The organism is Caballeronia sp. AZ1_KS37 (genome assembly GCF_023631165.1).
Taxonomy (GTDB): Bacteria; Pseudomonadota; Gammaproteobacteria; order Burkholderiales; family Burkholderiaceae; genus Caballeronia; species Caballeronia zhejiangensis.
In genome coordinates this window covers 70,229-92,727 of record NZ_JALQDP010000002.1, presented here as the reverse complement: position 1 = coordinate 92,727, position 22,499 = coordinate 70,229, and the positions used below count along the sequence as shown (strand labels likewise).

General features: G+C 63.6%; 20 protein-coding genes, 1 other RNA gene and 1 riboswitch. Of the genes, 9 read left to right on the top strand and 12 right to left on the bottom strand.

Annotated elements, in window-relative coordinates; all coding sequences use genetic code 11:
- Positions 1-41: 41 nt before the first annotated feature.
- A riboswitch (cobalamin riboswitch) is annotated at positions 42-339 on the bottom strand.
- A gap of 267 nt (positions 340-606) precedes the next feature.
- From NCS00_RS03585 to NCS00_RS03565, 5 genes are all read left to right on the top strand, one after another.
- Positions 607-975 (top strand): ATPase, encoded by a 369-nt coding sequence (locus tag NCS00_RS03585; RefSeq protein WP_244807761.1) that lies wholly within the window; start codon positions 607-609, stop codon positions 973-975.
- Positions 972-1,286, top strand: coding sequence for a cell division protein ZapA (locus NCS00_RS03580; protein ID WP_008351102.1), 315 nt, complete (start codon positions 972-974; stop codon positions 1,284-1,286). Before NCS00_RS03585 ends, NCS00_RS03580 begins: the two co-directional genes overlap by 4 nt.
- 105 nt (positions 1,287-1,391) lie before the next feature.
- A non-coding RNA gene (gene ssrS / locus NCS00_RS03575) (6S RNA) lies at positions 1,392-1,573 on the top strand.
- A gap of 79 nt (positions 1,574-1,652) precedes the next feature.
- Positions 1,653-2,111 (top strand): EVE domain-containing protein, encoded by a 459-nt coding sequence (locus NCS00_RS03570; protein ID WP_008351103.1) that lies wholly within the window; start codon positions 1,653-1,655, stop codon positions 2,109-2,111.
- 69 nt (positions 2,112-2,180) lie between these two features.
- On the top strand, positions 2,181-2,909 hold the full coding sequence (locus NCS00_RS03565) for an SIMPL domain-containing protein (protein ID WP_034472932.1): 729 nt from the start codon (positions 2,181-2,183) through the stop codon (positions 2,907-2,909).
- 52 nt (positions 2,910-2,961) lie between these two features.
- On the opposite strand, the gene lgt is transcribed toward NCS00_RS03565, so the two are convergent.
- Both lgt and NCS00_RS03555 read right to left on the bottom strand, forming a co-directional pair.
- Entirely contained in the window at positions 2,962-3,864 is a 903-nt protein-coding gene (lgt, locus tag NCS00_RS03560) for a prolipoprotein diacylglyceryl transferase (RefSeq protein WP_008351107.1), read from the bottom strand.
- A 38-nt stretch (positions 3,865-3,902) separates the two neighbouring features.
- A complete protein-coding gene (locus NCS00_RS03555) occupies positions 3,903-4,820 on the bottom strand; it encodes a LysR family transcriptional regulator (RefSeq protein WP_175982797.1) in 918 nt (305 codons plus the stop codon).
- A 107-nt stretch (positions 4,821-4,927) separates the two neighbouring features.
- Here NCS00_RS03555 and ilvD point away from each other — a divergent pair, with 107 nt between their 5' ends.
- Positions 4,928-6,601 (top strand): dihydroxy-acid dehydratase, encoded by a 1,674-nt coding sequence (gene ilvD, locus NCS00_RS03550; RefSeq protein ID WP_008351111.1) that lies wholly within the window; start codon positions 4,928-4,930, stop codon positions 6,599-6,601.
- Between the two features lie 19 nt (positions 6,602-6,620).
- Here ilvD and NCS00_RS03545 read toward each other — a convergent pair whose 3' ends face one another.
- The 4 genes from NCS00_RS03545 to NCS00_RS03530 form a co-directional block, all read right to left on the bottom strand.
- On the bottom strand, positions 6,621-10,568 hold the full coding sequence (locus NCS00_RS03545; RefSeq protein WP_250439115.1) for an autotransporter outer membrane beta-barrel domain-containing protein: 3,948 nt from the start codon (positions 10,566-10,568) through the stop codon (positions 6,621-6,623).
- A 280-nt stretch (positions 10,569-10,848) separates the two neighbouring features.
- Positions 10,849-11,187: a DUF2486 family protein gene (locus NCS00_RS03540; RefSeq protein WP_008351113.1), complete on the bottom strand. Its 339-nt coding sequence runs from the start codon at positions 11,185-11,187 to the stop codon at positions 10,849-10,851.
- A 60-nt stretch (positions 11,188-11,247) separates the two neighbouring features.
- Entirely contained in the window at positions 11,248-11,664 is a 417-nt protein-coding gene (locus NCS00_RS03535; RefSeq protein ID WP_034472941.1) for a DNA polymerase III subunit chi, read from the bottom strand.
- Entirely contained in the window at positions 11,661-13,193 is a 1,533-nt protein-coding gene (locus NCS00_RS03530) for a leucyl aminopeptidase (RefSeq protein WP_034472942.1), read from the bottom strand. Before NCS00_RS03530 ends, NCS00_RS03535 begins: the two co-directional genes overlap by 4 nt.
- Positions 13,194-13,361: 168 nt before the next feature.
- Between NCS00_RS03530 and lptF the strand changes: the two genes are divergently transcribed.
- From lptF to NCS00_RS03515, 3 genes are read left to right on the top strand one after another with little or no spacing between them, the layout of a single operon-like run.
- Positions 13,362-14,459 carry an LPS export ABC transporter permease LptF gene (gene lptF, locus NCS00_RS03525; RefSeq protein ID WP_008351116.1) on the top strand — a complete coding sequence of 366 codons (1,098 nt, stop codon included), beginning with the start codon at positions 13,362-13,364 and terminating at the stop codon, positions 14,457-14,459.
- Between the two features lie 4 nt (positions 14,460-14,463).
- Positions 14,464-15,612: an LPS export ABC transporter permease LptG gene (gene lptG, locus NCS00_RS03520; RefSeq protein WP_008351117.1), complete on the top strand. Its 1,149-nt coding sequence runs from the start codon at positions 14,464-14,466 to the stop codon at positions 15,610-15,612.
- Positions 15,613-15,639: 27 nt separating this feature from the next.
- Entirely contained in the window at positions 15,640-16,014 is a 375-nt protein-coding gene (locus tag NCS00_RS03515) for a sirohydrochlorin chelatase (RefSeq protein ID WP_008351118.1), read from the top strand.
- A gap of 257 nt (positions 16,015-16,271) precedes the next feature.
- On the opposite strand, the gene cobA is transcribed toward NCS00_RS03515, so the two are convergent.
- The 6 genes from cobA to NCS00_RS03485 all read right to left on the bottom strand — a co-directional run bounded on the left by cobA (position 16,272) and on the right by NCS00_RS03485 (position 22,378).
- Positions 16,272-17,030: a uroporphyrinogen-III C-methyltransferase gene (gene cobA, locus NCS00_RS03510; protein WP_008351119.1), complete on the bottom strand. Its 759-nt coding sequence runs from the start codon at positions 17,028-17,030 to the stop codon at positions 16,272-16,274.
- 26 nt (positions 17,031-17,056) lie between these two features.
- Positions 17,057-18,370 carry a sulfate adenylyltransferase subunit 1 gene (locus tag NCS00_RS03505; protein WP_008351120.1) on the bottom strand — a complete coding sequence of 438 codons (1,314 nt, stop codon included), beginning with the start codon at positions 18,368-18,370 and terminating at the stop codon, positions 17,057-17,059.
- Between the two features lie 27 nt (positions 18,371-18,397).
- Positions 18,398-19,360 (bottom strand): sulfate adenylyltransferase subunit CysD, encoded by a 963-nt coding sequence (gene cysD, locus NCS00_RS03500; RefSeq protein ID WP_008351121.1) that lies wholly within the window; start codon positions 19,358-19,360, stop codon positions 18,398-18,400.
- Between the two features lie 65 nt (positions 19,361-19,425).
- A complete protein-coding gene (locus tag NCS00_RS03495) occupies positions 19,426-20,148 on the bottom strand; it encodes a phosphoadenylyl-sulfate reductase (protein WP_250439112.1) in 723 nt (240 codons plus the stop codon).
- Positions 20,149-20,151: 3 nt separating this feature from the next.
- Entirely contained in the window at positions 20,152-20,691 is a 540-nt protein-coding gene (locus NCS00_RS03490) for a DUF934 domain-containing protein (protein ID WP_034472943.1), read from the bottom strand.
- Between the two features lie 10 nt (positions 20,692-20,701).
- On the bottom strand, positions 20,702-22,378 hold the full coding sequence (locus tag NCS00_RS03485) for a nitrite/sulfite reductase (protein WP_008351126.1): 1,677 nt from the start codon (positions 22,376-22,378) through the stop codon (positions 20,702-20,704).
- Positions 22,379-22,499: the final 121 nt, after the last annotated feature.

The following is a 22,499-nucleotide window of genomic DNA, read 5'->3' as shown; positions in this document are numbered from 1 at the left end:
CCGCGAGGACGATGCGCGACGAACGCACCGCGCCATGCGCGCCGATGCGTCGGACTCCGGCCGGTATCCGGGCTGGCGATCAATCGTCTCGCCTTCCCGCGCATGGCGCGCAGTGGCATCGACACGTTTCTTGCAGTCGCGCGCGTGCGACGAATTTCGACACGCTCGCGCGGCAAAAACGCGCATGAGACGACTTGCAACTTGCGTTGCGGTCGCTTACCGTTGCGGGGGCAGCACAGGTTGGCTCGTCGTCGATTGCGGCGACTTCGCTCCCTGTTTCCCGTTTGACTGCATCCACGAGATCCGCGGATGCGAGCACCAAAAGTGCGGCAAGTGTAGGAGCGCGGTTCGGGGCCGTCAAGAAAACCGCGCGGCCAGACTGGCGCGGCGCATGACGAATCGAACGAGAAGCGAAAGAGAAGCGGCCGGCCTGTCATCACGAGCGTTGCGGGGCGCTCGCGTTTTCTGCACACGAATGCATCGCGACATGCGCTTGATTCGAAGGATTAAGCGCTAGATCGCGTGTTGTTACGTCTCGAAACGAGACATTTATCGGAAGCTCCGTTGAACCGCGCTAAAATGCGAGGTCTTTAGAGGACGCAGCACATGCTCAACGAACTCGAATCACTGTCAGGAAACATCGGCCGGCTGATCCAGATCAGCGAGCGCCACAAGCAGGCGCATCAAGCGCTGCAGGAACAACTCGAACAGCTGCGCGCCGACTATGCGAACGTGCAGGCCGAGCTCGCGCAAGTGCGCGAAGAGCGCGATACGCTGCAGTCCGAACGCGATTCGCTGTCCGCGAAAATCGACGACGCGCAAATCCGCCTGAACGCGATTCTCGAAAAGCTGCCGCGCGGCAAGTCCGCGCAACATGCCGAGTCCGACAATCAACTCGATCTCCTCGAAGCCGATTCCCAGGAAGCACATGAAACGGAATTGCACGGCGAGCATCATCAGGGAGAGAAGGCATGACGACCACGCAGATCGAAGTATCCATTCTCGGGCAGCCGTATCGTCTCGCGTGCTCGCCGGAAACCGAAGGCGCATTGCGTGAAGCCGTCGCGCGCGTCGACGCCGAAATGAACAAAGTGCGCAATGCAAGCAGCGTGCGCGGCACGGATCGCATCGCGGTGATGGCGGCGCTTTCGCTGGCGTCGGAATTGCTTAAGCTGCAGGACAGCGTGCGTCACGGCGAGGCCTTCCCCGCCGAAGAAATCCGCCGCACGATGCACTCGATGAACGAGCAATTGGGCGCGGTCATTGCGCAACACGAAGCGCAATAAGGCAGATGCGCGTCGAGTCAATCAGCGCGCAATGTCAATCGAAAAAAGAAACCGCCGAAGTAGCGTGAAGAGGCTGCAGAAGGCAAACGATTGGTGTAGAGTGACGTTTCCCTGCCTGGTACGCCAAGGTCATATATTCCTTGAACCAATGCTACATTGGCACGGTTGCGGAACCTTGCAGCACGGGCGCGCGCGTCGCTAGTCCGATGTACCCGAAGTGTTGCTTACCGCGACCAATCTTGAACCCAGGTTCAGGATGCCGGCCTAGCGGCTGTGGCGGGGACCTCATTCAAGAAACGGCATCGGTTTTTCCGATGCCGTTTTCGTTTGTCCCTGCCGTTCGCTCTTCGATTCATGCACACGACCATGCGCTACTGGCTGATGAAGTCCGAACCGGACGAAGCGAGCATCGATCATCTCGCGCACGCGCCGAAAAAAACCTTGCCGTGGACGGGCGTACGCAACTATCAGGCGCGCAACTTCATGCGCGATCAGATGCAGATCGGCGACGGCGTGCTCTTCTATCATTCGAGCTGCCCGGAGCCGGGCATCGCGGGCATCGCGAAAGTGTGCTCGACGGCATATCCGGATCCCACGCAATTCGATCCGAAGAGCGATTACTACGATCCGAAATCGACGCAGGAAACGCCGCGCTGGATGCTCGTCGACGTGAAGTTCGTGAAGAAGACGCCGCTCATATCGCTCGCCGCGTTGCGCGAACATCCAGAGCTTGCCGACATGCAAGTGCTCGCGCGCGGCAACCGGCTCTCGATCACGCCCGTGACCGAAGCGCAATGGCGATTTATTACCGAGCACCTCGTCTAACAAGGAACTTACGACTTCACGACTGCGACTAAATCCCGTCGCACGTACGCGATGTCACGGAGTCCTTCGATGCTCAATAAGAAAACCGCCGCCGCCTTCGCCCTGCTCGCGATGTCCGGTGCCGCGCTAACGTTGTCTCAAACCGCCGCTGCGCAGACGGTGATGACGCAGCCACAGCCCTCGGGCGTGCTCTCGCTCTCCGCACAAGCGAGCGCGCAAGTGCCGCAGGATGTCGTCAACATCACGCTCTTCTACGAACAGGAAGCGGCCGATCCGTCGTCGCTCACCAGCACGCTCAATCAGCGCGCCGAGGCCGCGTTACGCGAAGCCAAAGGTGTCGACGGCGTGACCGCGAAGAGCGGCTCGTTCACCGTCTATCCGTCGACGGATCGCGACGGCAAGATTTCCGCGTGGCGCGGGCGCACGGAAGTCGTGCTCGAATCGCATGACTTCGCGGCGGCATCGAAGCTCGCGGGCAAGATGAGTTCGTCGATGCAAGTGGGTAGCGTCGCGTTCTCGCTGTCGCCCGAAGCGCAGCGCGCGGCCGAGCAAAAGCTCGTCTCGCAAGCCATCGATTCGTTCCGCAAGCAGGCGCAAAGCGCCGCGCAAGGCTTCGGCTACAGCAATTTCACGATTCGGGAAGTGAATGTCGGACGGAGCGGCGCGCAGCCGCGTCCCGTCATGATGATGCAATCGCGCGCGATGAGCGCCGATGCGAAGATGGCCCCGATCGCGATGGAAGCCGGCACGACCACGGTGACAGTCGACGTTTCCGGCTCCGTACAAATGGGACGCTAAACGTCGCTCCCGCTGTTCACGCGGGGCGGCGTTCGACCGCCCCGCTCTTTCCTCAAGCCTTTGCGGATTCGGGCGGCAGGCGCAGATTGCGCTTGTAGGCCCACACCATCATTACCACGCCGGCGACGATCATCGGCAGCGAAAGCCATTGGCCCATCGAGAGATTGAGCGCGAGCAAGCCGAGATAATCGTCCGGCTCACGCGCGAATTCCACGGTGAAGCGCGCGAGTCCATAACCGATCAGGAACAGCGCCGAAATCGCGCCGACCGGACGCTGCTTGCGCGAGAACGTCCAGATCACGATGAACAACACGAGCCCTTCCAGCGCGATTTCGTACAACTGCGACGGATGACGCGGCAGCATGTGGTAACGCTGAAAAATTTCCGTGAGGTGATACTGCGCGTCGAGCTGCGGATTCTTCGAGAGCCACACGGCGTCGTCGTTCGTCGAGTTCTGGAAGAGCATCGCCCACGGCGCGTTCGGGTCCGTCACGCGGCCCCACAGCTCGCCGTTGATGAAATTGCCGAGTCGCCCCGCCGCGAGACCGAGCGGCACCATCGGCGCGACGAAATCCGTCACCTGCAGCCACGTGCGCTTGCGGTGATACGCGAACAGCACCATCGCGAGCGTCACGCCGAGAAAGCCGCCGTGAAACGACATCCCGCCTTCCCATACCTTGAAGATATCGAGCGGATGCGCGGCGTAATAACTGGCCTTGTAAAACAGCACGTAGCCAATGCGCCCGCCCAGAATCGTGCCGAGCACGCCGTAGAACAGCATGTCGTCGATGTCCTTCACGGTCCAGCCTTGCGCGGCGACATAAGGCAGCCGCAGCCGCAACCGGCCGATGACGATGGCCGACACGAACGCCACCAGGTACATGAGGCCGTACCAGCGCACGGCGAGCGGTCCGAGATGAATCGCGATGGGATCGAAATTGGGATGTATGAGCATTCTGATGTGGGAATCTTTAAGCGGGCTACAGGGGCGAATCATACAGAACCGGCGCTTTCGGCCCTCGAACGGACGATTTCGATGAACCCGGCGAGCACCGGACTCACTTCCGCGATCCGCCATACCAGCCCCGTTTCCACGAAAGGACCGGGATCGAGCAGCGGACGATACACGACGCCCGTGCGCCTTAGATGACGCAGCGATTGCGGCACGAGCGCGACGCCCATGCCGGCGGACACGAGGCTCACGATGGTCTGCATCTGGATCGCCTCCTGGCCGATACGCGGCGTGAGCCCGGCCGCGCCATAGCAGCCCATGATGATGTCGTGCAAGCCGGGCGCGAGACGCCTCGGAAAGACGACGAGCGGCGCGGCGGCGAGATCGTGCAGGTCGACGGGTTCGTCTTCGCCCGAGTTCAGCTCTTGCGCCTGCTTCTCGGACATCGCGATCATCAGCGGCTCGCGCGCGATCGGCACATACTCGAGCGACGACGCGTAACGCGGCGGCAGCGGCGGAATGACGAGGCCCGCATCGACGCGCCCGGCGACGAGTTCGTCGATCTGCACGTCGCTCGTCGCTTCGGTCAGTTGCAGACGCACGCCGGGATGACGCGCACCGAAATCGCGCAGCAGCGCCGGCAGAAGCCCGTAATCGGCGGTGGAGACGAACGCGAGCGACAGCACGCCCGCCTCGCCGCGCGCGAGCGATTGCGCGAGCGGACGCAGCGCATCGGCGGATGCGAGCAGGCGGCGCACTTCCGGCAACAGATCCTTGCCGACGGGCGTCAGCTCCACGGTCCGTTTCGTGCGCACGAAAAGCGCGACCCCGAGCGATTCTTCCAGCGCGCGGATCGCCTGCGAGAGCGGCGGCTGCGTCATCGCGAGGCGCGCGGCGGCACGGCCGAAGTGCATCTCTTCGGCGACCGTCACGAAATAACGCAGGAGTCGTAGTTCCATTGATATGTTTTGCGACCTAGTAAGCCCTGAATAATATATTGGACAGACACATAGCGCGGTTGCATTCTTGCTGCATCAAATCAAGAACATCCCCTCAGGAGCACACCATGGCCTTCAATCGCCGCTCGAAGCACATCACTCAGGGCGTCGCGCGCTCGCCCAATCGCTCGATGTATTACGCCCTCGGCTACAAGGAGGAGGACTTCGACAAGCCGATGATCGGCGTCGCCAATGGCCACTCGACGATCACGCCGTGCAACGCGGGCTTGCAGCGCCTCGCGGACGCCGCCGTCGAATCGATCAGGAAATCCGATGCGAATCCGCAGATTTTCGGCACGCCGACGATCTCCGACGGCATGTCGATGGGCACCGAAGGCATGAAGTACTCGCTCGTGTCGCGCGAGGTAATCGCGGACTGCGTCGAGACCGCCGTGCAAGGCCAGTGGATGGACGGCGTCGTCGTGATCGGCGGCTGCGACAAGAACATGCCGGGCGGCATGATCGGCATGGCGCGCATGAACGTGCCGTCGATCTATGTGTATGGCGGCACGATTCGCCCCGGCAACTGGAAGGGCAAGGATCTGACGATCGTGTCGTCTTTCGAGGCGGTCGGCGAGTTCACCGCGGGGCGCATGTCGGAGGAGGATTTCAAGGGCGTCGAGAAGAACGCGTGCCCGTCGACCGGCTCGTGCGGCGGCATGTACACGGCGAACACGATGAGCTCGTCGTTCGAGGCGCTCGGCATGTCGCTGATGTATTCGTCGACGATGGCGAATCCGGATCAGGAAAAGGTCGATTCCGCGGCCGAATCGGCGCGCGTACTCGTCGAAGCGGTGAAGAGGGATCTGAAGCCGCGCGACATCATCACGAAGAAGTCGATCGAGAACGCGGTGGCGCTCATCATGGCGACGGGCGGCTCGACGAACGCCGTGCTGCACTATCTCGCCATCGCGCACGCGGCGGACGTGGAATGGAGCATCGACGACTTCGAGCGCATGCGCAAGAAAGTGCCGGTCATCTGCGATCTGAAGCCTTCCGGTCAATATGTCGCGACGGACTTGCACAAAGCCGGCGGCATTCCGCAAGTGCTGAAGATCCTGCTCGACGCGGGTCTCTTGCACGGCGACTGCATCACGATCACCGGCCGCACGATGGCCGAAGAACTGAAGGACGTGCCGAGCAAGCCGCGCGCGGATCAAAAGGTCATCTTCCCGATCGAGCAGGCGCTTTACAAGGAAGGGCATCTCGCGATCCTGCGCGGGAATCTCGCGGAAGACGGCGCGGTCGCGAAGATCACGGGCCTGAAGAATCCGGTCATCACGGGTCCTGCGCGCGTGTTCGACGACGAGCAAAGCGCGATGGACGCCATTCTCAGCGACAAGATCAAAGCTGGCGACATTCTCGTGCTGCGCTATCTGGGGCCGGTCGGCGGTCCGGGCATGCCGGAGATGCTCGCGCCGACATCGGCGATCATCGGCAAGGGGCTGGGCGAATCCGTCGGCTTCATCACCGACGGGCGTTTCTCGGGCGGCACCTGGGGCATGGTGGTCGGCCACGTCGCGCCGGAAGCGTTCGCGGGCGGCACCATCGCGCTCGTGCAGGAAGGCGATTCGATCACCATCGACGCGCACAAGCTGCTTCTGCAACTGAACGTGGATGACGCCGAACTCGCGCGCCGCCGCGCCGCGTGGAAGCAGCCCGCGCCGAAGTACACGCGCGGCGTGCTGGCGAAATTCGCGGCGCTCGCGGGGCCGGCGAACAAGGGCGCGGTGACGGGTTGACGCGCGACCGGCGCGCGCGTCACCAGATGTAGCGCGCGCCGAGCAGCCCTTCGTAGCTCCGATAACCGCCGTCGCCTTGCTGATAGCCGAGATTGCCCCACACGCGCCACTGTTTCGCGATCTGGCCTTGCGCGCCGAGCTTGAACTCCATGCGATTTCTCGGGCCGTCCTGCGACACGCGCACGTCGTTGAACGAAACCGAGGAAAGCTGCGTGTCGTGCCACCAGTTGATTTCCGCGAACGGCAGCCATCCGGGCGACGCCGCCGAGCCTGGCGCGTGAAAGATCCGCACGCCGACGCGCGTCGTGAATCCGCCGCCATCGTCGCTGTGAATCACCGTTCCGTTGTGCTCGACGTGATCGCCGGCGTGATAGTTCGTGTAGATCAACTGAAGCTGCGGCTCGACGAGCACCGGTCCCGTCGATGTCTGCCCGAGCGCAAAGGCCCAGCCGCCTTCGAGCGATCCCGCCCACACGCTGCTCGAATAATTCTCGCCCGGCAAATCCGCGCCCTTCACGGTGTTGTCGAAATGGGCGTACTGCAGCCAGGTGTCGACGTACGGGCCATCGGCTGACCAGGCATTGCCGCGCCACGTCGCGTAGACGCCCGCGCTCGCCCCGTTGACGTTGCCGCGCGCGGTCGCGGAACTGTTCTGCGCGGTCGCATCGGTGGTGGACGAGCCGTAGCCCGCCATCACGCCCGCCTGCCAGCGATGCCCGTCCGACACCCGATGCAGCAGGTCGATGCCCGCCTGCACGAGCGCGGTGTCCGTCGATTCGCCGATACGCCCGCTGGCCGCGTCGCTGTCGGTATGCGCGCCTCTCGTGCGCGCCCAGGCCGTCGCGTTATCGGCGTCCGGCGGTAGCGCGGCGTAGGAATCGGCGAAGCCTGCGCGATCGTGCAGTGTCATCGTGAACATCGTTTCGGCGGAGCGCTGATTGCCGAGGTAAGCGCCCGGCTCCGGGCGCGGCGTCGGCGCCGAACGCAGATACCAGTCGCCATCGTCCGGCGTCGCCAGGCCGCCTTGCCGCAGACTGTATTCGTACGGACCCGCGACCACGCGGCCGTCAAGCGTGAACACGCCGTTCGATTGCCCGTCCACCTGGACGATCTCGATGCCGTTCGCCGTTTGCGCGCCCGCGCCGCCCGCATTTGCGATTGCGACGCGCGTCTGCCCCGCCGTGCCGCCGTGTACGACAAGTCTGTCGGTCGCCGATCGGTCGCCCGCGAGCACCGTGGAGAGCGCCATACGGCCGTTGTTGCCGGTGTAATCGCCCGCGACGGTCAGCGTGCTCGCGGGCGCGGCGCTCGCCATGCGAATCTCGCCGTTGTTCGTGAGCGCGCCGCCGATGAGGAATTGTCCCGCCGGACCGCCCGCGAAACCCGGCGCGGCATCGGCTATGGCCAGTACGCCGTTGTTGAGCACCGCGCCGCCCACCGAGCCATAGCCGCCGAAGGTCGCGCTCGGAGCCACGCTTACCTGAGACGTATTCGCGAGCCGCGCGCCGTCGGTCAACACCAGCGCGCCGGCATCGACGCGCGTGGCGCCGCTGTAGGTTTGCGCGTTGGTCAACGTGACGACGCCGCTGCCTTGCTGAACGACATCGCCCGTGCCGCTGATCGTGTTGCGGAAGATCACGTTGTCGGCGCGGTCGAAGACGAGCGCGCCGTCATCGACGACGTTCCCGGCGACGCTGCCCGTCGTCCCGCCCGCGCCGAGCCGCAGCGCGCCCGAAGCGATCGTCGTCGTGCCGGTGAACGTGTTGTCGCCGCTCAGCGTCAGCGTGGCCGCGCCGCTCTTCGTCAAACTGCCTGCGCCGCCGATCGTGCCGCTGAACGTCGAATCGGCCGCGCTGTTCACGCTCAGCGCACCGCCGGCGAGCGTCACATTGCCCGCGCCGGCGAGATCGCTGACGTGCTGATCGAAGCCGCGCAGATCGAAGGTCGCGCCCGCCGCCACCGCGAGCTGCGAACTTCCCGCGATCACGTCGCGCGCGCCCGCGGCGAGCGTGCCGGCATCGATCAGTGTCGCGCCGGTATAGCCGTTCGCCGCCGACAGGATCAACGTGCCCGCGCCCTTCTTCGTCAACGTCCGGCCGTCCCAGCCGCTCGCGAACCGGCCAGTCTGGTCGTTGAGCGCGACATCGGCATTGAAGGTATCCGCCGCGCCTGCGAGCGTGAACGCGCCGTCGCCCTGTGCCGCGCCTGCGAGCCAGCGCAGGCCGAAGCCGACTTCGTAGTCGAGCCCGTTGTTGGTCTTCGCGCCGGCGAGCGTCAGATAATCGACGGGACTCGCCGTGCCGCCGAACCCGACGCTCGCGAAATCGCCTGCGATACCGCCGCTCGTATGGATGATGTCAAAGCGCGTGCTCGTGAGCGCGCTCGCGGAATCCGGCGCGCTCGCGCCGAAGCCGCTCACGTTCAGCGCGCCGCCGAGACTCGCGCTCGCCGCCGTGATGATCGGCTGGGCCTGTCCGATGGCGATCGTCAGCGCTGCGCCCGGCGCCTGGCTGAAGTTCGTCGCGACGTTCAGCGTCGAATCCGCGGCGATGGCGGTCGTCGCGCCAGGCTGCGTCGCATAGCTGCCCGCATTGAACGCGCCCGGCTGATTCAGCGCGAGCGTGCCCGCTTGCACGTTTACCGCGCCTTGCGACGATCCCGCTGCTGTCAGCGCGGCGGTGCCGCTGCCCGCCTGCACGAGCGTGCCCGTTCCCGTTATCGCGCCGTCGAACGAAAAGGCGTCGCTGCGGTTGAACCGAAGCAGGCCGTCATTGACGACATTGCCCGTCACGATGCCGGCCGCGCCGCCCGTGCCGAGCGTGAGCGAGCCCGAAGACCTTACCGTCGTGCCGCCGCCGTTCTGAATGACCGCGCCGCCGAGCGTCAGCGCGCCTTCGACATCGAGCGCCGCTGAGGATGTCCCGCCCATCAGCACCGTGCCGTTGAGCGTCCAGTCGCTGCCCGCGCGCGGGTTCAGCCGGATGAAGCCATGTTCGGGACTTGCGAAGAAGTTCCCCGACTCCGTGTTGGTGCCCGTCAGGATGATCGAATTGTCTGTGCTCTGGCTGGTGATGGCGTTGCCATTGCCGCTTATCAGCCGCGAACCCGCGCCGAGCGTCACGACGTTGTTCGGGCCGAATAGCAGAATGGCCGTTTCCGACCCGCTGGCAATGACGCCGGCGTTATCGAGCGTGCTCCCGCTTTGGAGCCGCACGCCCGCCCCGATCGTGCTGCGGATCACGCCCGTGGCGCCATTGCGTACCTCCATGGGAAGGCCGCTTCTGCCGAGAATGCCTTCGTGATAGGCATCGATGAGTCCGTCATTGTGGATCGCCGCCGTTCCGGCACTCACGAGGATCCCGCTGCCGTTATCCTGATCGCCCATACCCGAGCGGATGACCGCCCCGGCGTGATTGTTCACGGTCACGTTGCCCGTCGATCCGAGGAGAATGCCGTCCGTGCTGGCCGTCACCGCCGAGTTGGCGTTGAGCGTTCCGAAGTTGTCGACGGTCCCGCTCGCCGCGCCCAAGTAGGTAATTGCATGGCTGATACGCGCGCTGACATCGCCGCGATTGACGATATTGTTGGCCGCACCGTTGTTGTTGAAGAGGATGCCGTGCGTATGGCCCAGCGCCGCGCCGGACACCTGATTGACGAGCGATCCGGGCACGTCGAACACAACTGCCGCCGCGATGTTGTCCGTAGAACTGATGATCGAACCCGCGTTCGACATGGTTACGGGCGCAATGCCCTCGACGTTGATGGCGTTGCCCGATGAGGTCGTGATCGCGGTGCCGGGCTTGATCAGGTAGGACGTGTCGGTGGAAACCGTCTGCGTGGCCGAGCTTGGCCCGAGTGTCGTGACGGCGTGCGCCGACATCGCGAAAAGAAGGAGCACGGCGGCGTAATGAGGACGCCGTTCAGTAAAGAATGGCCGGTCCCGCCCGCGATATCGTTGTTTGCTCATGCGCTGGACGACTCCGTGCCACCGACGTCCCAAGGCGTGCATCACGACTGCGAGTCACGCACTCATCGCTGTATCTGGTCGAAGCATTGGCAGTATAGGTAAACGCCCGTCGAATTTCGGCGTCATCCTCTTTGTAACGATATGCGTGGCAGGCGAACATGATCAGTTCGCCAAAAGAAATAACGCAACAATCGAACGCGCGCGTTCGACTGGAGAAACAGGGTGTCGCCGGGATCAGGTTATCGCGTGCCGGGCGGAGATACCGTCGCCGCGATAGAACTCATTCGCCGCGCTGACGGCGCAACTCTTCCTCGACTGCATCGCGCACCCATTCGCTCATCCGGCCTTCGAGCGCCATCGCGACTTCGCGCGTGATCGCCGAGACGAGTTGCGTCGAATGTTCGCGCAGCACTTCGCGGCAGCGTTCTTCGATGAGCGCGCGCGCATCGCCTGTCAGGAAGTTCGTGAAGCGGCCGCGCAGCCGCTCGGCGATCTGGTCCGCGTCGTATTCGATCGCGGCGTTGATCGACGGCGCGCGCGCGTATTCCGGCTTGCCGGGCACGACGACATCGGTCAGCGTCGGAATGGAGGAATCGAAGGATTCGGGCTTGTCGGTCATCTCGGGTGGTCTCCTTTGTCACTGCCAGCGTAGCGCACGCAACGCGCGCTTTCTGTTCGCTCAACCGCCCTGATTGTGCGTCTCGATCGCATAGCCGCGATCGCGATAGAAGCGATAACGCTCGCGGCCCGCGGCGAGTTCGTCCCCCTCGCTGCCGACGATCTCGACGAGCCGCTCGAAGCGCGCGAACTGCGCGGACACCGGCGCGCCGAGATTCACCAGCACCTGATGATGCGGCGCTTCATCCAGATTCGACGTGAGCACGACAGGCGTGTCCTGCGCGAGCGCGCTCTTCGCCATGCAGTGCGGCACGAATTCGAGCGGCTGGAAGGTCCACAACTGCTCGTCGAACGCGGCGAGACGCTGCGGTTCGGCGAGCACGACGAGCGGCTTGCCGCTCGCATACACCTTGCGCGCGAGGCGGCAGGCGTAGGCGAGCGGATCGCCGACATTCGTATGGAAGTCGATGCGTGTCATGCGCCCGCGCGATCGATCAGGAACTGCGAAAGCAGCGGCACGGGACGGCCCGTCGCGCCCTTCGCCGCGCCGCTCTTCCACGCGGTTCCGGCGATATCGAGGTGCGCCCACGGATACGCCGTCGCGAAGCGCGACAGGAAGCACGCCGCCGTCACGCTGCCGGCCGGACGTCCGCCGATATTCGCGACATCCGCGAAATTCGACTTGAGCTGGTCCTGATACTCGTCGTCGAGCGGCAGGCGCCATGCCGGATCGGACGCTTCGCGCGATGCGTCGAGCAACTCGCCCGCGAGCGCGTCGTCCTTCGAGAAGAGACCGGTGTTGTGATGCCCGAGCGCGATGATGCACGCGCCCGTGAGCGTCGCGATATCGACCACGGCGGCGGGCTTGAAGCGCTCCGCGTAGGTCAAGGCGTCGCACAGGATCAGGCGGCCTTCGGCGTCGGTGTTGAGCACTTCGATGGTCGTGCCGTTCATCGCCGTGATGATGTCGCCCGGCTTCACGGCGTTACCCGCGGGCATGTTCTCGCAAGTCGGGATCACGCCGATCACGTTGAGCTTCAGGCCCATTTCGGCGACCGCGCGCATCGTGCCGAACACGGAACCCGCGCCGCACATGTCGTACTTCATCTCGTCCATCGCCTCGCCCGGCTTGATCGAAATGCCGCCCGAGTCGAACGTGATGCCCTTGCCGACCAGCACGATCGGCGCATTCTTGCCCTTCGTCTTGCTCGCTTCGACGCCCGCGCCTTGGTAATGCATGACGATGAACTGCGGCGGCTCGACCGAACCCTTCGCCACCGACAGGAACGAGCCCATGCCGAGCGCCTCGATCTGCTTCTGGCCGAGCACCTCGACCTTCAGCTTGAAGTCGCGGCCAAGCTTCTTCGCGGTCTGGCCGAGATAGGTCGGCGTGCAGACGTTCGGCGGCAGATTGCCGAGATCGCGCGTGAGATCCATGCCGTTCGCGATCGCGACGCCCTGCTTCACCGCGACCCTGGCGGCTTTCTCGTCCGCGGAATCGATGCTGAACACGATCTTCCTGAGCGAGCGCGCGCCGTTGTCGGGCTTGCTCTTCATCTGCGTGAATTTGTAGGTCAGCTCGCGCAGCGCGAGGATCGCGGCGCGCACGGCCCACACGCCGTCACGCTCCTGGACCGGCAGTTGAGCGAGCGTGAAGGTCGCCTGGCCGATCTTCGAGCCGAGCAGCACGCGCCACGCGGCGCGCACGGCTTCGCCATAGGCTTTCTGATTGAAGGCGTCCTGCTTGCCGAGCCCGACGAGCAGCACGCGCGATGCGCCGATGCCGGTCACTTCGGGCACGAGCAGCGTCGTGCCGGCGCGGCCGCTCATGTCGCCGGCTTTCACGACGCGCGAAATGAGGCCCTTGGTGGCGACGTCCATGTCGCGCGCGGCGCCCGTGAGCGTCTGCGCTTCAAAGATGCCGAGCACGATGACATCCGACTTTCCGGTAAGGAAACCATTTGCCTCGCCTTTGCTCCAATCACAGGCTTTTATGCTAAAGTCCATCGCGCTTATCCTCGGATAAAATCTAGGCTGAAGGATGAAAGCCGCAATTATCCGCTATTTTTTCCGCGGCGGTCACAGGCGCAAAGCGAGGATGAGCACGATGCCCTTCCCCTTCGCCACAAGATGCGTGCATGATTCCGCATCCCCGCCGGCAAATCGCAAAATTCAATGATCTTCGAACGCTCCCTGCAGCGCGAACTCGCGTATACGGCCGGCGCCGTGTTCATGGTCCTGCTCACGATCATGCTCACGACGATGATGATCCGCATCGTCGGCTTCGCGGCGCAAGGTCAGATCGACCCGAAAGACGTCGTCGTGCTGATCGGGCTCACCGTCATCGGCTATCTCGCGGTCATGCTGATCGTGACGCTGTTCGTCTCCATCCTCTTCGTGCTCACGCGCTGGTATCGCGACTCGGAAATGGTCGTGTGGCTCGCGTCGGGCGTGAGTCAGACGCAGCTCATCAAGCCGATCGCCGTGTTCTCGACGCCGATCATCATCCTCATCATGTTCTTCGCTTTCGTCGGCTGGCCGTGGTCGAATCAGCAGAGCAAGCTCATCAAGCAGCGCTTTCAGCAGCGCGATGAAGTGTCGCTGCTCGCGCCGGGCCAGTTCCGCGAATCGCCGGCGAGCCATCGCGTGTTCTTCATCGAGAAGATGTCGCAGGATCAGGGGCACGTCGAGAACGTGTTCGTCACGAGCACGGAAGGCGGCAAGGTCAACGTGATCGTTTCGAAGAACGGGCACACCGAAACGCGTCCCGACGGCGACCGCTTCATCGTGCTCGACAACGGCCGCCGCTACGACGGCGAGCCCGGCCAGCCGAACTTTCGGATCATGGAATTCGAGCGCTATGGTGTGAAGATAATGAGCCGCCAGGTCGTCAACACGCCGACGACCACGGGCATCTACACGCCCGATCTGCTCGCGGATCCGACCAAGGAAAATCTCGCGGAGTTCGCGTGGCGCGCGGGCTTGCCGATCATCGCCATCAATCTGATGCTGCTCGCCATTCCGCTTTCGTATCAAAACCCGCGCCGCAGCCGCACGATCAATCTCGTGATGGCCGTGCTCATCTATCTCACGTATTCGAACCTGCTGAACGTCGTGCAGTCGTGGATCGAGCAAGGCAAGCTGTCGTTCGGCGTGGGACTCGTCGGGCTGCACCTCGTCGTGGGGGCGCTCGTCGCGTTCATCTTCTGGCTGCGGATTCGCAACCGGCCGCTCTTCAGGCTCTCGTCGCTGACGGGTTCAAAGGGGGCCTGACATGTTGCGCATCTACGAACGATACTTCGCGCGCCAGATATACCTCGCGTTCATCTTCATCCTGTTCGCGTTCTCGGGGCTGTTCTTCTTCTTCGACCTGATCAACGAGCTGAACACGGTCGGGCACGGCAAATACAACTTCATGCTCGCGGTGCTGCGCGTCGGGCTGCAGACGCCTTCGCGCTTCTACGAGATCATTCCCGTCGCCGCGCTCATCTCGGCCATTTACGTCTTCGCGCAGATGGCGGCAGCCTCGGAATTCACGATCTTCCGCGTGTCGGGGCTTTCGACCGGCGCGGCGCTGCGCTCGCTGATGAAGATCGGCATTCCGCTGGTGTTCATCACGTACCTCATCGGCGAAGTGATCGGGCCATACACGGACCAGTTGTCCGAGCGCGTGCGGCTTGAGGCGCTCGGATCGTCGGTGTCATCGAATTTTCAGTCGGGCGTGTGGGTCAAGGACACGTTGACGGCGAAAGAGAACGGCGAACAGGTCACGCGTTTCGTCAATGTCGGCACGCTGAATCCCGATACGACGATCGCCAACGTGCGAATCTACGAGTTCGATTCGAAGTTCCGCCTGACCAACGTACGCATCGCCAAGACGGGTGTGTACGCGCCGCCCGGCCACTGGAAGCTCACCGGCGTGACCGACACCCGCCTGAACGACGCGCCGCCGCAGGCCGTCAATCCCGGCGACACGTTGAATCCGGTGTATCGCGCGACGCAGACCACGCTGCCGGAGTACTCGTTGCGCTCCGAGCTGACGCCGCAGATTCTGTCGGTGCTGCTGGTGTCGCCGGACCGGATGTCGATGTTCAACCTCTTTCGCTATATCCAGCATCTGACGGAGAACCATCAGGACGCGCAGCGCTATCAGATCGCGTTCTGGCGCAAGATTCTTTATCCGTTCGCGGTGTTCGTGATGCTGATTCTGTCGCTGCCGTTCGCGTACCTGCATACGCGCGCGGGCGTGGTCGGCGTGAAGGTGTTCGGCGGCATCATGATCGGCATGAGCTTCCAGTTGTTCAACACGCTGTTCTCGCATATCGGCAATCTGAATACCTGGCCCGCGCCGCTCACGGCGGCCGCGCCCGCGCTCGCCTATCTGGCGGTCGGGTTGATCGGACTGAAGTGGGTCGAGCGGCACTGACGTTTCTTCCCTGACGGAGAACGCGCGATGAAGAAGCACGGCATCATCCTGTTCGGTCACGGCGCGCGCGATCCGCGCTGGGCCGAGCCATTCGAGCGGCTCGCGCAGAAGTTGCGTGGTTCGCGCGGCGATCAGCCGGTGGCGCTGGCGTTTCTCGAGTTGATGTCGCCGGATTTGCCGGCCGCAGTGGCGCGGCAAGCCGCCGATGGATGCGATGCCATTACGGTCGTGCCCGTTTTTTTCGGACAAGGCGGGCATGTGCGTCGCGACTTGCCGGAGATCGTCGAGAAGTGCCGGAAGGCACATCCCGACGTTGCGATTTCCTGCGCGACGGCAGTCGGGGAAGATGACGCGGTGCTGGAAGCGGTCGCGGGGTATTGTTTGCGGCAGATGGGCGCGTAGATCAACGCTGGCCGTTCGGCCGAATGGCACCCTCCGAATCGAGCGCCTCTACTTGGATTGACTTTTCCGTATATCCGATTGGGCTCCGTATGAATCTGCTCATTTCCAAGTGGGCAATAGCCTCGCAGTACGCATTCCCGCGCCAGCAACTCGAAAAAGAAGAAAATCAAGCTCGTCGACTTTTGAATTCCGAGATCCAAAGCAAAAGGAGCGCACCGTCTCCGGTGCGCTCCTTACTTTGAGCCTGTCGAACGACATCAAGCCGCCGCCTGCATCCCCTTCAAGTGCACCTTCGGCTTCACCGCCGACGCCCGTTCGCGAAACGCCTCACCGATCATCAGCAAGCTCGGCTGCGACGGATCCAGCCACTCCTGCGCCTCGCCCAGCGCCATGCGCGCGAGCGTCAACGTCAGCGTGCGTTCGCGCGGCGTGCTGCACGCCTCGACGATCGCCACCGGCGTCGAGCCGGGACGTCCTGCATCGATCAACTGCTGCGCGATGTCCGGCGCGCTGTCGCGGCCCATGTAGAACACGAGCGAATCGGCCTTCGCCTGCTCGCGAATCTCGTCGCTGTCCGCCGCACGCGAATGCGTCGCCAGTGCGACGCTGCGCGCCACACCGCGCAAGGTCAGCGAGCGCTTGAGCGTCGCCGCGCTCGCGAGCGCCGCCGTGATGCCCGGCACCACTTCGAACTCGATGCCCGCAACTTCGAGCGCGCGCATTTCCTCGTCGGCGCGGCCGAAGAGCATCGGATCGCCGCCCTTCAGACGCACCACGACACCGTGTTCCAGCGCGGCATCGACGATCTGCTTGTTGATGAAGTGCTGCGCCGTCGAACGCTGTCCGCAGCGCTTGCCGACAGCAATCTTCTTCGCGTTGGGCGCGTAGTCGAGCATCGCCGGTTCGACGAGCGCGTCGTGCAGCACGACGTCCGCCTGCTCGAGCAAGCGCATGCCGCGCACGGTGATGAGATCCGCCGCGCCCGGCCCCGCTCCGATCAGATAGACCTTACCCATTGCAATCATCCGTCGCTAAATGTCGATCAAGCCGCGATCGAACGAATCATGCCGGCGGCGACCGTGTGATGCGTCGCTTCATCGATCAGCACGAACGCGCCGGTGCCCTGATGCGTATCGTACTCGTCCGCGACGATCGGCTTCTGCAACGTGAGCGCCACGCGGCCGATGTCGTTCATCGCGAGCGTGCTGCGATCGACCGAATGCGACAGCGTATGCACGTCCAGCACCTGCTTCACCGCGCCGATGCGCGCGAACACCGTGTTCGTCGTCTGTTTCAGCAGATATTTGCGCTGCGGCGAAAGCGGCTCTTCGTCGAACCAGCAGAGGTCCGCTTCGAGCTTCTTCGCCGGCTCGACCTTCGCCGCGGCGGGCACGAAGGTATCGCCGCGCGACACGTCGACGTCTTCCGTCAGGCGAATCGTCACCGTCTGGCCAGCGAACGCGCGATCCACCGGCGCGACACCACCCGGCACTGGCGCGATGATCTCGGCAACCGTCGCTTCGCGGCCGGCGGGCAGCACGGTCAGCGCATCGCCGACGCGCACTTCGCCCGCTTCGACGCGGCCCATGTAGCCGCGGAAATCGTCGGCTTGCGAGCCGTCCTGACGCGCGACCCATTGCACCGGGAAACGCAGCGCCTGATCGTTCGGCTGCGCGACCGGCAGCGATTCCAGCAGATCGAGCAGCGGCTCGCCTGCGTACCACGGCATGCGCTCGCTCGCCGTCACGATGTTGTCGCCCTTCAGCGCCGACACCGGCACGAAGCGCACGTTCGACAGCCCGAGCTGACGCGCGAGCACGACGTACGCATCGCGAATCTCGTTGAAGCGCGCTTCGCTGTACTCGACCAGATCCATCTTGTTGATCGCGACGATCACGTGCTGCAGACCGAGCAGCTTGACGATCGCGCTGTGGCGCTTCGTCTGCGGCAGCAGTTGCGCGACGCCGTCCTCGAACGTGACGCGCGTTGCGTCGACGAGAATGATCGCCGCATGCGCCGTCGACGCGCCCGTCACCATGTTGCGCGTGTACTGCTCGTGGCCCGGCGTATCGGCGATGATGAACTTGCGCTTCGCCGTGGCGAAATAGCGATACGCGACGTCGATGGTAATGCCCTGCTCGCGCTCGGCTTCGAGGCCGTCCGTGAGCAGCGAGAGGTCGATTTCATCGCCGACCGTGCGCTTGTTCTTCGCGCGCGAAATCGCCGACAACTGATCCGACAAGACGGCCTTGCTGTCGTACAGCAGACGGCCGATCAGCGTGCTCTTGCCGTCGTCGACGGAACCCGCGGTGATGAAGCGCAACACGCCCAGATCTTCAGCTTGATAGATGCTCATGACTCGTTTCTTCCTGTCGCGTGATGCTTAGAAATAACCTTGCTTCTTGCGCTGTTCCATCGCGGCTTCGGAAGCCTGATCGTCCATGCGCGTCGCGCCGCGTTCCGTGATTTCCGTCACGGCCGTTTCCGCGATGATCTTCTCGACGTCATCGGCATCGCTCGCGACCGGGCACGTGCAACTGATATCGCCGACGGTGCGGAAACGCACTTGCGCGATCTCGGCGGTCTCGCCTTCGCGCACCGGCGTGAGCGGCGTTACCGGCACGAGCAGGCCGTTGCGGCGCACGATCTCGCGGTCATGCGCGTAGTAGATGTTCGGCAGTTCGAGCTTTTCGCGCGCGATGTACTGCCACACGTCGAGCTCGGTCCAGTTGGAGATCGGGAACACGCGCAGATGCTCGCCGTTGTGCAGACGCGCGTTGTAGATGCTCCACAGTTCCGGACGCTGCGCCTTCGGATCCCACTGGCCGAATTCATCGCGGAACGAGAAGATGCGCTCTTTCGCGCGCGCCTTTTCTTCGTCGCGGCGCGCGCCGCCGATCATCGCCGTGTAGCCGTATTGCTCGATGGTTTCGAGCAGCGTCACCGCTTGCGCGGCATTGCGCGAATCCGTCTCGCGACGCAGACGCACCGTGCCCTTCTTGATCGAATCCTCGACATGACCGACGACGAGCTCCGCGCCGATCTCGGCCGCGCGGCGATCGCGGAAATCGATCACTTCCTGGAAGTTGTGACCCGTGTCGATGTGAACCAGCGGGAACGGCAGCGTCGTCTTGCGGCCCCCGCCGAGGCCGAACGCCTTGAGCGCGAGCGCCAGCACGACGACCGAATCCTTGCCGCCCGAGAACAGGAGCGCGGGCTTGCTGCATTCCGCGACCAGTTCGCGAATGATGTGGATCGACTCGGCTTCGAGCCAATCCAGGTGATCCATGCGAGTCGCCTTGTTGACGACCGGTGCGGTGACGTTAGAGTCGAGCGTCGTGCTCATGTTCGTCGATCCTTTTTCTAGCGGCGCTTCTATGAGCGCCGCGTTCAGTGACAGGGGGTAGTGCCTTAGATCGCGGAGCTTGGTGCTGCTTCGACGATCTTGATATTCGTGATGTGCAAGCCGCATTCCTTCGTATCGCGCGATTCCCACCACCAGCGTCCGGCGCGGCTGTCTTCGCCGGGGCGCACCGCGCGCGTACAAGGCTCGCAGCCGATGCTCGGATAGCCGCGCGCGTGCAGCGGATTCACGGGCACATCGAAGGCTTTCAGGTAATCCCACACATCGGTTTCGGTCCAGTCCGCGAGCGGATTGAACTTGGCGATGTTGCGCGGCTCGTCGCGCTCTTCCTCGTGCAGCTCGGCGCGCGTCACCGATTGTTCGCGGCGCTGTCCCGTCACCCACGCGGCGACATCGGACAGCGCGCGATTGAGCGGCTCGACCTTGCGGATATGGCAGCAGCTCTTGCGCAAATCAATGCTTTCGTAGAACGCGTTCAGACCGTGATCGCGCACGTAGGCATCGAACGCGTCCTGTTGCGGATGAAACTGCTCGATGTCGTAGCCGTAGCGCGCTTTCACGGTATCGAGCATGCCGAGCGTTTCCGCGTGCAAACGGCCCGTATTCAGCGAGAAGATGCCGATCTTCACATCGCGCGAAAGGATGGCGTGCGTCAGCACCATGTCTTCGGCGGCGAGACTGCTGGCTAGCTTGACGTTCTGGTGGCGCGCCGCGATCGAATCGAGCAGCGCATCCAGGCGTTCAACCTTGGCTTGCAATTCAGGCGTCATACATCAGGCTCCGAGCGCTGCGACGAGCGCCGCGCGACGACGGAACAGCGGTTCCGGATTGTCGGTCGCGCCCTGATACAGATTCGTGAACTCGGTGAACGCGTTGAGCGCGTCGTTGATGTCCTTGTCCGCGCGCACGGCGAACGCATCGAAGCCGCAGCGCGCGTGGAATGCAACCTGATCGCGCAGCACGTCGCCGATTGCGCGCAGTTCGCCCGTCCACTGATAGCGCTCGCGCAGCAAGCGGCCGATAGAAAAGCCGCGGCCATCGCGGAACACCGGGAAATCGACGGCGATCACGGAAATCTGCGCGAAATCCGCGACGATGTCGGCGGGTTCGTCGTCCGGCGCGAGCCACACGCCGATGTCTTCTTTCGCGCGCGACGCGACGATCGCCGGCTTGTGCTCTTTCCACAGCGCAAACGGCACGATGATCTTGCCGGCCGGCAGCGCATCGACGGCGGGCAACGTACCGTCTTCGGCGGCGCGCACAACGGTGAAACTGTCTTCGACGACCGCGCGGTTCTTGATAATCAACGTCATTTGCAGATCCTTAAGCGTGAGCCTGGCGCGATGCGTACACGCGCTCCTTGAACGGCGCCATGCCGATGCGGCCGAACGTCTCGATGAAGCGCTCGCCTTCGACGCGGTTATCGACGAAAGTGTCGATCACTTGCGCGATCACGTCGGGCATCTCTTCGGCCGAGAACGACGGGCCGATCACCTTGCCGAGATGCGCGCCGGTCGCGCCCGAGCTTTGCTCGCCGCCGAGCGTCACCTGATACCACTCCGAGCCGTCCTTATCGACGCCCAGAATGCCGATATTGCCGACGTGGTGATGACCGCACGCGTTGATGCAGCCCGAGATGTTCAGCGAAAGGTCGCCGAGGTCGTGCACGTAGTCGAGATCGTTGAAACGGTCCTGAATGGCGAGCGCGATCGGGATCGACTTCGCGTTCGCGAGCGAGCAGAAATCGCCGCCCGGGCACGCGATGATGTCCGTCAACAGGCCGATGTTCGCCGTCGCGAAACCGAGCGCCTTCGCGCGTTCCCACACCGTGTGCAGATCACGCTTCTTCACGTTCGCGAGAATCAGGTTCTGCTCGTGCGACACGCGGATTTCGCCGAACGAGAATTCATCGGCGAGCGCGGCGACGTCGTCCATCTGCTGATCGGTGGCGTCGCCCGGCGCGATGTGGCGCTGCTTGAGCGAGAGCGTCACGGCGGCGTAGCCCGGCACCTTGTGCGGACGCACGTTGCGCTCGACCCAGCGCGCGAAAGGCTTGCTGTCGATCAGATGCTTTTCATAGGAAGCGTCGGTGTCCGCGAGCTTCTCGTAGACGGGCGGCGCGAAGAACTTCGACACGCGATCGACTTCTTCCTGCGTGAGCGTCGACGGGCCGTCCTTCAAGTGTTGCCACTCTTCCTCGACCTGCTTGCTGAACTTCTCCGGCGACAGCGCCTTAACGAGAATCTTGATACGCGCCTTGTACATGTTGTCGCGACGGCCGTAGCGGTTGTACACGCGCAGCACGGCTTCGCAATAAGTAAGCAAGTGTTGCCACGGCAGATCGCGCTTGATGATCGCGCCGACGATCGGCGTGCGGCCGAGGCCGCCGCCCGCGAGAATGTCCATCACGACTTCGCCTTGCGCGTTCTTCTTCAGATACACGCCGAGATCGTGGACTTGCACGGCCGCGCGGTCTTCCGCCGAGCCGTTCACCGCGATCTTGAACTTGCGCGGCAGCCACGCGAATTCCGGATGGAACGTCGACCATTGACGCAGAACTTCCGCCCACGGACGCGGATCGACCTGCTCGTCGGGCGCGACGCCCGCGAACTGATCGGCGGTGATGTTGCGGATGCAGTTGCCCGACGTCTGGATCGCGTGCATTTGCACCGACGCGAGCTTGCGCAGGATTTCCGGCGTCTCTTCGAGCTCGACCCAGTTGAACTGGATGTTGGTCCGCGTCGAGAAGTGACCGTAGCCGCGGTCGTGCTCGCGCGCGATGGTGGCCAGCATGCGGAGCTGGTCGCTGCGCAGGTTGCCGTACGGGATCGCGATGCGGTGCATGTACGCGTGGCGCTGCATGTACAGGCCGTTCTGCAAACGCAGCGGACGGAATTCTTCTTCGCTCAATTCGCCCGACAAACGTCGGCGGACCTGGTCGGCGTACTGCGCGACACGTTCGTCGACGATGCGTTGGTCGATCTGATCGTATTGGTACATTCGGGGGCCCCAAGTTCTTGTGTAAAGCGCAGCGTCCTAGGTTACGCGGCGCGTCTCGTCCATCGAATATCCATTGAGTCGCTATTGCCCGAGCCGTTCAGACTGAACGCTCATTTGCTTA

Excerpts from the sequence above, each read along its gene's own strand:
- NCS00_RS03585 (WP_244807761.1), top strand. The coding sequence starts at position 607 with ATGCTCAACGAACTCGAATCACTGTCAGGAAACATCGGCCGGCTGATC.
- NCS00_RS03580 (WP_008351102.1), top strand. The coding sequence starts at position 972 with ATGACGACCACGCAGATCGAAGTATCCATTCTCGGGCAGCCGTATCGT.
- NCS00_RS03570 (WP_008351103.1), top strand. The coding sequence starts at position 1,653 with ATGCGCTACTGGCTGATGAAGTCCGAACCGGACGAAGCGAGCATCGAT.
- NCS00_RS03565 (WP_034472932.1), top strand. The coding sequence starts at position 2,181 with ATGCTCAATAAGAAAACCGCCGCCGCCTTCGCCCTGCTCGCGATGTCC.
- lgt (WP_008351107.1), bottom strand. The coding sequence starts at position 3,864 with ATGCTCATACATCCCAATTTCGATCCCATCGCGATTCATCTCGGACCG.
- NCS00_RS03555 (WP_175982797.1), bottom strand. The coding sequence starts at position 4,820 with ATGGAACTACGACTCCTGCGTTATTTCGTGACGGTCGCCGAAGAGATG.
- ilvD (WP_008351111.1), top strand. The coding sequence starts at position 4,928 with ATGGCCTTCAATCGCCGCTCGAAGCACATCACTCAGGGCGTCGCGCGC.
- NCS00_RS03545 (WP_250439115.1), bottom strand. The coding sequence starts at position 10,568 with ATGAGCAAACAACGATATCGCGGGCGGGACCGGCCATTCTTTACTGAA.
- NCS00_RS03540 (WP_008351113.1), bottom strand. The coding sequence starts at position 11,187 with ATGACCGACAAGCCCGAATCCTTCGATTCCTCCATTCCGACGCTGACC.
- NCS00_RS03535 (WP_034472941.1), bottom strand. The coding sequence starts at position 11,664 with ATGACACGCATCGACTTCCATACGAATGTCGGCGATCCGCTCGCCTAC.
- NCS00_RS03530 (WP_034472942.1), bottom strand. The coding sequence starts at position 13,193 with ATGGACTTTAGCATAAAAGCCTGTGATTGGAGCAAAGGCGAGGCAAAT.
- lptF (WP_008351116.1), top strand. The coding sequence starts at position 13,362 with ATGATCTTCGAACGCTCCCTGCAGCGCGAACTCGCGTATACGGCCGGC.
- NCS00_RS03515 (WP_008351118.1), top strand. The coding sequence starts at position 15,640 with ATGAAGAAGCACGGCATCATCCTGTTCGGTCACGGCGCGCGCGATCCG.
- cobA (WP_008351119.1), bottom strand. The coding sequence starts at position 17,030 with ATGGGTAAGGTCTATCTGATCGGAGCGGGGCCGGGCGCGGCGGATCTC.
- NCS00_RS03505 (WP_008351120.1), bottom strand. The coding sequence starts at position 18,370 with ATGAGCATCTATCAAGCTGAAGATCTGGGCGTGTTGCGCTTCATCACC.
- cysD (WP_008351121.1), bottom strand. The coding sequence starts at position 19,360 with ATGAGCACGACGCTCGACTCTAACGTCACCGCACCGGTCGTCAACAAG.
- NCS00_RS03495 (WP_250439112.1), bottom strand. The coding sequence starts at position 20,148 with ATGACGCCTGAATTGCAAGCCAAGGTTGAACGCCTGGATGCGCTGCTC.
- NCS00_RS03490 (WP_034472943.1), bottom strand. The coding sequence starts at position 20,691 with ATGACGTTGATTATCAAGAACCGCGCGGTCGTCGAAGACAGTTTCACC.
- NCS00_RS03485 (WP_008351126.1), bottom strand. The coding sequence starts at position 22,378 with ATGTACCAATACGATCAGATCGACCAACGCATCGTCGACGAACGTGTC.